The sequence below is a fragment of the Atribacter sp. genome, assembly GCF_035418125.1.
Lineage (GTDB): Bacteria > Atribacterota > Atribacteria > Atribacterales > Atribacteraceae > Atribacter > Atribacter allofermentans.
This window is the reverse complement of sequence record NZ_DAOLQM010000047.1, coordinates 1-11,004: the sequence shown is the minus strand read 5'-3', so window position 1 is coordinate 11,004 and position 11,004 is coordinate 1. Positions and strand designations below refer to the sequence as shown.

13 protein-coding genes are annotated in these 11,004 nt (G+C 36.8%); 3 read left to right on the top strand and 10 right to left on the bottom strand.

Annotation, left to right across the window (positions count from 1 at the left end):
* The 7 genes from PLK24_RS04190 to PLK24_RS04160 form a co-directional block, all read right to left on the bottom strand.
* On the bottom strand, positions 1–586 hold a 586-nt coding region (locus PLK24_RS04190), incomplete at its 3' end, for a radical SAM protein (RefSeq protein WP_324476595.1).
* A gap of 58 nt (positions 587–644) precedes the next feature.
* Positions 645–1,472 carry a carbohydrate ABC transporter permease gene (locus tag PLK24_RS04185; RefSeq protein ID WP_324476593.1) on the bottom strand — a complete coding sequence of 276 codons (828 nt, stop codon included), beginning with the start codon at positions 1,470–1,472 and terminating at the stop codon, positions 645–647.
* Between the two features lie 3 nt (positions 1,473–1,475).
* Positions 1,476–2,363, bottom strand: coding sequence for a carbohydrate ABC transporter permease (locus PLK24_RS04180; protein WP_324476591.1), 888 nt, complete (start codon positions 2,361–2,363; stop codon positions 1,476–1,478).
* Between the two features lie 97 nt (positions 2,364–2,460).
* Positions 2,461–3,690 carry an ABC transporter substrate-binding protein gene (locus tag PLK24_RS04175; protein ID WP_324476589.1) on the bottom strand — a complete coding sequence of 410 codons (1,230 nt, stop codon included), beginning with the start codon at positions 3,688–3,690 and terminating at the stop codon, positions 2,461–2,463.
* Positions 3,691–3,866: 176 nt separating this feature from the next.
* Positions 3,867–4,712, bottom strand: a complete 846-nt coding sequence (locus PLK24_RS04170) for a sugar phosphate isomerase/epimerase family protein (protein WP_324476587.1) — start codon at positions 4,710–4,712, stop codon at positions 3,867–3,869.
* A 227-nt stretch (positions 4,713–4,939) separates the two neighbouring features.
* Positions 4,940–5,950, bottom strand: coding sequence for a zinc-dependent alcohol dehydrogenase family protein (locus PLK24_RS04165; RefSeq protein ID WP_324476585.1), 1,011 nt, complete (start codon positions 5,948–5,950; stop codon positions 4,940–4,942).
* Entirely contained in the window at positions 5,931–7,364 is a 1,434-nt protein-coding gene (locus tag PLK24_RS04160; RefSeq protein ID WP_324476583.1) for a sodium:solute symporter family transporter, read from the bottom strand. Before PLK24_RS04160 ends, PLK24_RS04165 begins: the two co-directional genes overlap by 20 nt.
* A 37-nt stretch (positions 7,365–7,401) precedes the next feature.
* On the opposite strand from PLK24_RS04160, the gene PLK24_RS04155 reads away from it, so the two are divergent.
* The 3 genes from PLK24_RS04155 to PLK24_RS04145 all read left to right on the top strand — a co-directional run bounded on the left by PLK24_RS04155 (position 7,402) and on the right by PLK24_RS04145 (position 9,436).
* Positions 7,402–8,061 (top strand): endonuclease III domain-containing protein, encoded by a 660-nt coding sequence (locus PLK24_RS04155; protein ID WP_324476581.1) that lies wholly within the window; start codon positions 7,402–7,404, stop codon positions 8,059–8,061.
* A 122-nt stretch (positions 8,062–8,183) separates the two neighbouring features.
* On the top strand, positions 8,184–8,825 hold the full coding sequence (locus tag PLK24_RS04150) for a hypothetical protein (RefSeq protein ID WP_324476579.1): 642 nt from the start codon (positions 8,184–8,186) through the stop codon (positions 8,823–8,825).
* Positions 8,738–9,436 carry a hypothetical protein gene (locus PLK24_RS04145; protein ID WP_324476578.1) on the top strand — a complete coding sequence of 233 codons (699 nt, stop codon included), beginning with the start codon at positions 8,738–8,740 and terminating at the stop codon, positions 9,434–9,436. The genes PLK24_RS04150 and PLK24_RS04145 overlap by 88 nt, the downstream gene beginning before the upstream one ends.
* A gap of 57 nt (positions 9,437–9,493) precedes the next feature.
* Here the strand turns inward: PLK24_RS04145 and PLK24_RS04140 are convergent, their stop codons facing one another.
* The 3 genes from PLK24_RS04140 to PLK24_RS04130 all read right to left on the bottom strand — a co-directional run.
* Entirely contained in the window at positions 9,494–9,844 is a 351-nt protein-coding gene (locus PLK24_RS04140) for a hypothetical protein (protein ID WP_324476576.1), read from the bottom strand.
* A 58-nt stretch (positions 9,845–9,902) separates the two neighbouring features.
* Positions 9,903–10,241, bottom strand: a complete 339-nt coding sequence (locus tag PLK24_RS04135; RefSeq protein WP_324476573.1) for a hypothetical protein — start codon at positions 10,239–10,241, stop codon at positions 9,903–9,905.
* A 49-nt stretch (positions 10,242–10,290) separates the two neighbouring features.
* Positions 10,291–11,004: L-threonylcarbamoyladenylate synthase (locus PLK24_RS04130; RefSeq protein WP_324476571.1), on the bottom strand; the 714-nt coding region annotated here is incomplete at its 5' end.

Genomic DNA, 11,004 nt, shown 5'->3' with positions numbered 1-11,004 from the left:
TTTCCCAGTCATATTTGTCTAAAACTAAATTTTTTAAACCTCTTCCCTGCCCTTCAGGAATGAATCTTTCCAATATTAATCCGTCAAGGTTGAGCTCTTCGCCTAAGGATAGCATTAATTCTAATTCGGGAAGATTCATCTTTTGGAGTGTAAACATAACAACAGCCTTAAAACGACAGTGAAATTGAATAAGTTTTATTTTCTGCAGGATGGAATCATAAGTGCCTTTCCCCCGGAAAAGATCATTGCTTTGGGAAGTAGCACCTTCCAGTGAGAGTTTAATAGTGCTTAATTTTGAAAATTTTTCAAGTTCACTAAGGTAATCTTCGTTTAATAGCAACCCATTCGTAATTATCATGAGTTCTTGAACAACCGGACTTTGATTTAGAAAGTGGAGCAGTGAAACAAGAACCGACTTATCCAACAAGGGCTCTCCGCCGGTTATATTAATACAGGTTGTATAATTTCGAGATTTTAATTCATTGATAATTTTTTCGGCTACTGAAAGCAAAAAATCCAGACTTGCTCCTTGAGAATATTCCGATTGATAACAATGATGACAACGAAGATTACAGCGATCGGTAATATGCCATTGAAAATTGAAGGTTCGATCTGTAGTTTCTACCGTATTTTTCAGCTCGCTTTCAACCTTTTACTGCTCCACCCGCCAGCCCTTGGACCAGTTCTTTTTCAATAATCATAAATAAAATAACGACCGGAATTAAGGCTAAAAATGCTGCTGCCATAAGATATTGCCATTGAACGGTCCAGCGACCAATGAAATTATATAGACCAAGGGTTAACGGTCTTTTTTCCATCGAAGTTATAAAAGTAAGAGCGAACATAAACTCATTCCAGGCCGATATAAAAGTATAAATGATAGTTGTAACTAATCCCGGCATGGCAATTGGAATAAGAATCCGAGTTATGGTTTGGAGGCGAGAACACCCATCGATAAGCGCTGCTTCTTCAATGGCTTTAGGGATACCCCGAAAATATCCACTTAATAACCAAATTGCAAAAGCTAAGGTAAATACTCCGTTGGTGAGAACTAAGGAAAGCAGATTATCCAAAAGTCCAAGTCGTGCAACAATTTTAAAAAGCGAGATAACTACAATAATAGGAGAGAACATTTGAACCACTAAAAAAAGATACATCATAAAGTTTTTTCCTATAAATCTCAATCGAGCAATGGCATAAGCAGCTGGAACGCATAAAAGCATATTGAATACAGTTGTTCCAATGGCGACAATAAAACTGTTTTTAAAATAAGCAACCAGTGGGTATTTCGACCAAATATCACTAAAATTAGTAAAGGTCAAATTTTTTGGAATCCAGTGAGGCGGGTTAGAATAAACTTCTTCAAGGGGTTTGAGCATAGTTGAAACCATAACAAAAAAAGGAAAGAGCAAAACTAAAAGAACAAATATTATAGCCGGATAAACAAGATAGTGGGTGGTTTTTCTATTCATTATTTATTGCGCTCCTTCTCGGAAGAAATTTCGGGCATAGATAATACTCACAGTGAGGAGAATCGCAAAGGTAATAACTGCCATGGCTGCTGAAGGGCCGAACTTTATGTATTGAAACGCATATTTATAAATATAGGTAATGAGTATATCAGTCGAGTTAGCGGGACCACCTTTGGTGAGAATGTAGATTACGTTAAAATCATTAAATGTCCAAAGGATGGAAAGCAGGGTTGCAACGGTCAGAACTCCACTTAAAAGAGGGAGCGTAACAAATCTGAACTTCGAAACCGATGTTGCTCCATCAACTTCAGCCGCTTCATACAATTCTTGGGGGATTGCCTGTAATCCAGCCAGAAAAACCAATGCCATGAAAGGGATTCCACACCAAATATCAACCCAAATGTTAGCCATAAAAGCCGAAAAAGGAAAAGCTAACCAAACTGGGGGGTTTAAACCAAGCCATCGTAAAGTGTAGTTTAATAATCCAAAGTCGTTATTGTATGTCCATTGCCAGAGCATGGCACTGATTGGAACTGAGCTTGCCCAAGGTATAATGATTAAAGTCCGAGCTAATTTTCTTCCTCTAAAATCGACGTTTAGAAGCAGAGCGATAATCAATCCAATGACAGTTTTTGCAGTTACTGCCAGAGCTGTCCAGATACAAGATCGAATAATAATTTGCCAAAATTCCGGAAGTTTAAAGAGTGTAATAAAGTTACCCATTCCATAGAATCCAGTTAAATTTGCCAATTTATTGACTTTGAAGAGAGACATAAGAAAAACGTAAAAGATAGGATAAAACATGAAAACAATTAGAAAAACTGCTGAAGGAATTAAGAGGAGATAGGCTAATCGTGATTCTGTGGTCCAAAATTTTCCAGCCCGACTCATAATCTTCTCCTTTTAGAGGTCGTTAAGAAGTGATCAGCAAAACTTTTAAGTATATAAAGAGAGGGAAGTTTTATCTTCCCTCTCTTTATAAATTGATTTAGAGCCCTCTTAAGGCATCAATGGCGGCTGCAGCATCATCCATAGCTTGTTGTGGTGTTTTCTGTCCAAGGAAAGTTGCCTCGATATTATCCCAAATCAGATCGTTGCATTCTGGCCATTCAGCCATCAATGGCCAGGGTTTGGCACCAGCAATTTGATCAACCATATACTTATATACTGGGGTTTGGAAGAATTCATTGTCGGCAAGTGATTTGGTAACCGGTGGGAAACCAACCAATTTATCGAATTCTAGCCTCCACTCATCGGAATAGAAAAAGTCTAAGAATTTGGATGCTTCGGCTTTGGCTTTTGAATCATTAAACATAACCATAGCATCAGTAACGATAAGTGAACTCTGAGGTTTTCCTTCAAAGTGTGGGAGAGGAGCTACATCCCATTTAAAAGGCACATTTTGTTGAGTAAGAAGTGTTGCACCAAAACCTCCGGTCATCATAATCGCTGCATTTCCGGAAATGAAAAGATTTTGAACCTCATCTCTTTTGTAAGCAGTCACTCCGGGTTGGGTTAAATTATCTTTAACTAAATTGTTCATAAAGGTTAAAGTGCTGACACCGGCTTCGTTGTTGACAATACATTTTCCATAGCTGCCGTCTTCATTGATATCAAAGAAATACCCATCATTACCAAACAAGAAATAAGCAAATTCAGTGAGCTCAACGTATTTTTGACCAGTTAAGGCTATTCCATAGAAATTTTCTTCCGGTTTAGCCACTTTTTCTAACATAGTGCGCATTTCTTCAAAGGTTTCCGGAGCTTTGTCTAAAAGATCAGAACGCCAATACATGACCCGAGTTCCCGCCGCTACTGGCAAACCATAAACCACGCCCTTAATTTTTCCTTCAAAAAGTGCTGGATCAATATTATCGAGTAATTCTGGGCTGAGATGTTGTTCAATCGGTTCCACAACTCCCATGTCCATTAATTCTAACAACCAACGAGTTCCTATAACCGAAAGATCCGGAGCATTCCCTCCAGCAATATAAGTGATGAGACGATCATGCATATCATTCCATGGTGTAGAAATTATTTCTAAATCAATATCCGGATGTTTTTCTTCAAAAGCTTTTTCTAAATTAGAAGCATATTCCGGTGTTAATCCATCATATTCTGCCCACATAACTCTAACTTTGGTTGCTGCTCCAGCCATTAAAGCCAATCCAAAAACCAAAAACATTGCAAGACATATGACCCACAATGACTTTCTCATAATTCATTCCTCCTTAGAAAATTTTTCATGAAATAACCTTAAATAAAATTTATTAGATAAGGCATTTCACCCCCCTTATAAAATATTAATAACCATTCAATTGCAATCTGATTTATATTAAAGTTATATTAAATATTTTATTTAAAAATATAAATTACAAATGGTAACCAGTATTATTATACCCTCATATTAATAATACAATCAAGATTATATGAAAGGTTTGCTAACAAGGCGTCAACCGAATAATGATAAGGTGGAATCATTTCTGCAATCAAGAAATCATCATATCCTATTGATTTAAGACTTCCCATTACTGCTGGAAAGTTCACATCACCCTCAAGAGGAAGGCAAAATCCATTGATGTTTCCGACTAAAAGTTTAAAGTCTTTAATATGAATGGTTACAATTCGTTTCCCAAGAATCTCAATCCACTGCTCTGGATATCCTGATATGAGAACATTGGCAGTATCAAAATGAACTCTTACCCATTGACTATTAAAACTATCGATAAAACTGCGAAATTCTATGGGGGAAAGAAATAATTTATTCCATACGTTTTCTAACCCTAAAGTTATTTTTGCATCAGTGGCAAATTTTGCTATTTCTGAAATAGACTGACGAGAATTTTCATAGGCTTCTTCGTAAGGAACTACTTCTGAAGAAGGATCCCAGGGGACATTAACATAACCAGGGATTAATAAAATTGATTTGGCTTCCAAGATTGAAGCAATTTCAATCAAACGTTTGGCGATGTCAATTGCTTTTTTTCTAACCTCGGTGTTGGGAGAAGCCAAATTATATTTCCAATATAAACCAGAAGCAATACATCGGATTTCTATATTTTCATCTATTGAATATGATTTCCACTCCATCAACTTTTGTTGTTCGATGTTTAAGGGAAAATTACCTTCTTCATCAGGACATAATTCTACTCCATCGAAACGGTGTTTGGCTGCTAATTGAATAATGTCTGGAATTGAAAAATTACTAGGAAATGCCCATTGATTAACTCCTTTTTTCATTATAATCCTCCTTATGAAACAATGATAAGAGATATATTCATTATAGTTTTCAAAATCAATATTTATTTACTCTTGTTTGATTGCTTATTATTTTAATAAATAGATTAGATTCCTGGATTAGTTACAGTGTGGATTCATTTGATGACAATGAAAATATTTATATGTCGGTCAATCTCCTCCTTTAGCAAAGGGGGATTTGAATTTATTGATAACGCATAGTTACTAAATTATGGAATGATTTGAATTTTCATATGGTCGGGGTCGTGATAAAAATCCAGTATTCCTTTTTCAAAATCTTCTAAAGGATGTGTTGAAGAGATAAGATTTTTAACCTGGATTTTTCCCGAGGCGAGGAGATTAATAGAATATTGCATAGTTTTTTTCACAGCGTAAGAGCCGATGATACGAATATCTCGACGAAAGATATCATAAGGCTCGACTTTCATCATAGCACCAATAGGGGCGACTCCAAACACTAAAAAGGTTCCATCAGGCTCAACAAATTGTAGCTCTCTTTCCATAACTCGGGGTGATCCAGTAGCATCGGCAACCAACTCAAACCCAAAGGGAGCAATCGCTTTTAACTTTTTTTCCCCATCTTCATTGTTGAGAATCACTTCCGATGCACCCATCTTTTTAGCAAAATCAAGTTTCTTTTGGCTAATGTCAACCATGACTACCTGGGAAGCACCATTCATTTTAAGTAGTGACATTAAAAGTAAACCAATTGCTCCAGCTCCAAAGATTAAAACTTTTTCTCCAGGTTTAATCCCACTTCTTCGAATTCCATAAACGACACAGGCCAGCGGTTCGGCAAGCGCCGCTTCAGAATAACTCAAGTGATCAGGAATTGAAAAGATCCCCTTTTCGGAAACGGCTACATATTCAGCAAAGGCTCCATTTTGAGTCACTCCTACCACATGGCTGTCTAAACAATGGTTATTTTTATTGATTTTACAAAAATAACATTTATCACAAAATATATTAGGATCAGCAGTAACCCGATCACCTGGTTGGAACTGAGTGACTTCTTCTCCGACCTCAACCACTTCTCCCGAAAACTCATGTCCAGCTATTAAAGGAAAGTCAGAGAAATATTCACCTTTAAGAATATGTATATCTGTGCCACAAATTCCAACAGCTTTCACCCGAATAAGGACTTCGTCTTTTTGAGGGACAGGTTTTTCAATGTCGCAAATCACATATTTTTCTTTGGCTTCAAATAGGCAGGCTTTCATTTTTATTTCCTCCAGTTAATATTGATACTATGGGAAGAACTCCAAAAGGAATTAAAATAGCCAGTGATCCAATAAATGGGACAATGCTTGATTTAAATCCAAATGCCCAGGATAGGATTAAAGAAAATGCTAAACCAGTGATCATGCTGGCTAAAGCACCCTGGCGATTGGCTTTTTTCCAGAAAAGACCATAAACATAAGGCGCAGCGAAACTACCCGCAGTTGCTCCCCAAGAAATCGACATTAAATTTACTATAAAGGTTACTTCAGATATGGCAATGATTAAGGATAAAAATATAAATAAGATGCATAAAATCCTCATCACCGTCACATTGTCTTTTCCATATTTTTTGGGTAAAAGGTCAATGGTGATTGCTGAAGACGACACCAGAACTAATGATGATAGGGTTGACATTGATGCAGAAAAGACCAACAGAAGAAAGATAATGGAAAAAGCAGTGGGCATGTATTGGATTAACAAATTGGGCATAAGGAGATCGGGATTGGCTACTCCATTCAGCGTTGGGAGCTCTTTGAAGAAGAGATGAGTTAACGCTCCTGAAAAATAAGCACTAAAGCTACAAACCAGAGCGAAAACGGTGGTTACAATAGTAGCAGTAAATATCACTTTTTGGTTTTTTATTGAATAAAACTTCTGAACCATTTGAGGTAGTCCCCAGGGACCAAAGCTGGTTAAAACCACTAAACCAAAAAGACCAATGAATCCCGGAGGGCCAACAACACTAACCAGTTTTGGATTAATGGCACTCATTTTAGCCACTACCTGACTCATACCACCGACTTCGGGTCGGGATAACAAATATAAAACCATGTAAATCGAACCAAAAAACATGATACCACCCTGGACCAAGGTGGTAATGCTCACCGCGAAGTACCCACCCATAACTAGATAAACACCGGTGAGAATAGCCATGAGTAATAGAGCGTAAACATAGGGAATGCCCATAACCACATCAAACAAATAACTCAATCCCATATAAACAGAAGCAGAATAAGGAACCAATAAGATGAAAATAATAACCGCAGCAAGATATTTTAATGTTTTGCTTCTGTAGCGAGCTTCCAGAAATTCTGGCATAGTCCGAGCGTTGAGTTCCTCGGTTACGGAGCGAGTTTTTTTGGCTAAAACCAACCAGGCTAATAATGATCCAACCAGGGTATTTCCTGCAACAATCCATAGATCGGAAAGACCATAACCCCAACCAATCCGGCCGGCATAACCGATAAAAATTACTGCGCTAAAATAAGCACCCCCATAAGCAATTGCTGAAACCCAAGGACCAAGAGATCGATTAGCCAAAAAGAAATCACCGATGTTTTTCGTCCTTTTCAAACTAAAAAAACCAATTGCTACCATAACTATCATGTAAATTACCAGAGCTAAAATTTTCACTTGCGAATCCACTCCCTATTATTTATTATTATCTCATATGAATAACCAAAACATTGCTCAAGCTTTTGCTATTTTACAGGAAAGTAAAAAACAATGGCAAGATTCAACCTTGGAAAATTTGGAAAAAAACCCATTTTTCATTTTAGTAGGATGTATCTTAAGTTTACGAACCAAAGACCAAATAACCCGTCAAGTATCAGAGCGGTTGTTAAAAAGAATTCGGAGTCCGCAACAATTGATTGCTTATTCAGAAGATGAAATTGCTCGATTAATCTATCCCGTTGGTTTTTACCGTCGAAAAGCGAAGAATTTAATTGATATTTCAAAGATTCTTATTCATAAATATCAAAGCCAAGTTCCCTCCACATTGGAGGAACTATTGGAACTCCCTGGTGTTGGGCGTAAAACCGCCAATTTGGTTCTAACTGTCGGGTTTGGTAAGCCTGGTATTTGTGTCGATACCCATGTTCATCGGATTGTGAATCGTTGGGGATACATAAAGACGAAAACACCCGAACAGACTGAAATGGCCCTTCGTGACATACTTCCTCAAGAATTCTGGATTCCCATCAATTCGTTGCTGGTTTTATTCGGACAAAATATTTGTCTTCCTCGACGACCTCATTGTGAGAATTGCCCTATTGAAGAATATTGTGATCAAGTTGGTATAGAAAAAAGTGAGGATAAAATTCATTGATAATCTACGCTATTCCCCTAATAACTGTAATTATCGTTAATATCTTATTCTACCTGATCTTTTTTCGAAAAAAGCCAATATCTTTCCAAAACTGGATTAATATCTTTCTCTTCCCTTTCATCTTGATGATTATCATACCCTACCATCAGGTTGAACGGTTCCTTCTTAATAGATTAGCAGGATTTCTCCCAGTTTTATCAATTAATACGATTTTAGTTTTGATTGAGCTCGTTTTAATATCTGCCAGTGTGCTTTTTTTATTAAAAAAAATTAAAAAAAGTGGGGTTGAACTTTTCAGATATTTTTTATTCATTGGAGTCAGTTTAGGTTGCGGGCGTTTTTTCCGGAATGTTATTTTAGTATGGTATCATCCACTCAGTTCCTTTTTTGGATATAGCCAATTTTCTAATTTTATAACTGGTTTCTTTATAGCTCAGGAAATCCTTCAAATTCTCATCATTATTGTTAGCAGTGGCTTTTTAGGAATTGGTTTTATAAGACTGCAAAAGAATCAAAAATTTGCTGGTTTCCTATCGATTATTTTTGCTTTTTGCATTTTAGAAATTGACGCTTTAGTTCGAGTGCTTTTTCAATATGTACCATCCTTTGCCTTTTTCTCGGCAGTTTATGTGATTAGTATACTACCCCTTCTCTTTATTTTAGGAGGCGTATTTTTATGGATAGCGTATCGTCATCAAGAGAAAAAAGAATTAGAGATCAAAAAAGAAAGTTTGGAAAAAGTTTCGGGTTCATCTGGGTCATAATTTTTATATATTTATTCCAGCCAACTCTCGAAGCAATTGAAATCTTAAAATATTCAATTGCTTCGAGAGATATAATTTTGGGTGAGATGATTTATGAAATTGAAACCACCAATCAAGAAGTGCTTTTCCGTTCATTTTTTTCCACCAATCAAAACGAAAATCCCCAAAAAGACATAGAGCTGGTTATTAATCGGAAGAATTTATCTCCTATACTTTCCAAAAAGTGGTTGAAAATATCTGAAGGCGAAATCATAATTGAAGCTCAATATAACCAGGAAAGAGTGAATGTGTTTTTAATATCCCCTTATGGTAGAAAAGAAGTATCTCTAAAAACTTCCTTTCCAATCTTCGATATGGAACAGGTATTTTTTCTCCCCGGTTTAGAAAATTCTGGCGAATTTCCCAATCGACAGTTTCCGGTTCTCATCCCGGCATCGGGTATGATTTGGACGGGAAAAATCGTTAAGATAGATGAAGATGAAAAGTCGGTTCAATTAAAATATACTTTAGCGGGAGAAATACTTTTTTTACAATATGAAAAAGCTGCTCCTTATCGACTTTTAACTATGAAAGCTCCCAATCGCGGATATGACTTAATTTTGAAGGAATAAATGAGAGAATAGAATAAGGAGGCGTGATTACTCATAGTTCGCGCCTCCTTGGAAAAACTAAGGTCTTATTATAGCATCAAGAGTTAAAGGAATAATTTGTGAAGCTGTAAAAGGTGCTCTAAATTTCCACCGGTATTCAGCTCCATAACTACTTCGAATCCAGACTTCATGATCAAAATCAAGGGCAACAAACGTACTAATCCTATCAAATGGTTTTAAGTATCCAATATGAATGCTGTCAACATATACTTCACCATAGACCAGTGGATCAGTAGAATCGAAGAATAATTTACCGATTCCAGTACTAACCCTTACACCAAAACCTAAAAAATCACAACCAGAACCAGTTATTAAAATCATCAGAAGAAGTGCAATTATTATTACTGCGATTATTCTTTTTTTGGACATTCGGTTGGTGTCCTTTGTAATGTTTTAATTTTATTTAATTACAAATAAAAATATTGATTTAAGGTAGATAAAATACCTGTCCACTAAATTGTGGTGTAATGTAACGGCAGCAATAACTCCCCGTACCAAAACTATAATCCACTACTTCAACGAAATAAGTTCTTCCAAAAGTGACAGTTCCCCCCAGACAAGATGTTCCGACCACATTCGCACCATCAATTTTCCCCCATGAACTATTATCAACTAAAAGAGTTCCATATATTGAGGGACTATTGGTACAAATCCTGATAGACCCGGTTGAAGGAGTTATAGGAACATCGACAACCACGCCACACCCAGCGATTATCAATGTAACCATAACCGCTGTTATTAAAAACAATACTTTTACCTTTTTCATGGTTTTACCCCCTTGATTTATTTCATTGGTATCTTACCTTTTTAATTGCTTACCTGTCAATGAAAACAAACTTTTGATTTTCAATTTTTACAGTTCCTGTTGACGCCCGGATTAACCGATCCATAACTGCATGACCCAAACCACTTTGTTTCACTGGAATTGCAATGATAGCCCTATAATCCATTCTTTCCAATTTGCGGAGTTGATGAAATAGATTAGCAGCAATCTCTTTCACATCACCAGCCTGACTCAAAGGATAAATGGTGATGTCGTTTACCAATAAAGGCGCAGGAGTTAACAGAGCATAATCATCTCTATTAATTTTGACGAGTTCCTCAAGGTTTCCTTCATATATGTATAGGGGAGTTTTTGGTGAGTAGTGTTTTTTGGTGAGACCAGGTGACAACAGTTTTGACATTTTTCTTTTAATATTTACTCTTCCTATCACTTTCTCGATATCTTCAATAGGTATTCCTCCTGGGCGAAGGAGTATAATTTCTTCTTCGGTTACAAAAACTACTGTTGACTCTACCCCAACCAGGGTTGGTCCTCCATCTAAAATAAAATCAACTGAATCTCCGAGGTCAGAAAGAACATCTTCCGCTCGGGTAGGACTTACGTGCCCAAAACGATTGGCACTGGGAGCAGCAATTGGACACTTGGAATATTGGATGAGTTGCAAGGCGATTGGATGGGAAGGCATCCGTACCGCAACAGTATCTAAACCAGAAGTTACAATGTCAGGAACCTTCTCTCTTTTAGG

Bases quoted from the DNA above. Each gene is read 5' to 3' on its own strand.
- PLK24_RS04185 (WP_324476593.1), bottom strand. From the start codon at position 1,472: ATGAATAGAAAAACCACCCACTATCTTGTTTATCCGGCTATAATATTT.
- PLK24_RS04175 (WP_324476589.1), bottom strand. From the start codon at position 3,690: ATGAGAAAGTCATTGTGGGTCATATGTCTTGCAATGTTTTTGGTTTTT.
- PLK24_RS04145 (WP_324476578.1), top strand. From the start codon at position 8,738: ATGGATAGCGTATCGTCATCAAGAGAAAAAAGAATTAGAGATCAAAAA.
- PLK24_RS04135 (WP_324476573.1), bottom strand. From the start codon at position 10,241: ATGAAAAAGGTAAAAGTATTGTTTTTAATAACAGCGGTTATGGTTACA.
- PLK24_RS04155 (WP_324476581.1), top strand. From the start codon at position 7,402: ATGAATAACCAAAACATTGCTCAAGCTTTTGCTATTTTACAGGAAAGT.
- PLK24_RS04180 (WP_324476591.1), bottom strand. From the start codon at position 2,363: ATGAGTCGGGCTGGAAAATTTTGGACCACAGAATCACGATTAGCCTAT.
- PLK24_RS04165 (WP_324476585.1), bottom strand. From the start codon at position 5,950: ATGAAAGCCTGCCTATTTGAAGCCAAAGAAAAATATGTGATTTGCGAC.
- PLK24_RS04170 (WP_324476587.1), bottom strand. From the start codon at position 4,712: ATGAAAAAAGGAGTTAATCAATGGGCATTTCCTAGTAATTTTTCAATT.
- PLK24_RS04140 (WP_324476576.1), bottom strand. From the start codon at position 9,844: ATGTCCAAAAAAAGAATAATCGCAGTAATAATAATTGCACTTCTTCTG.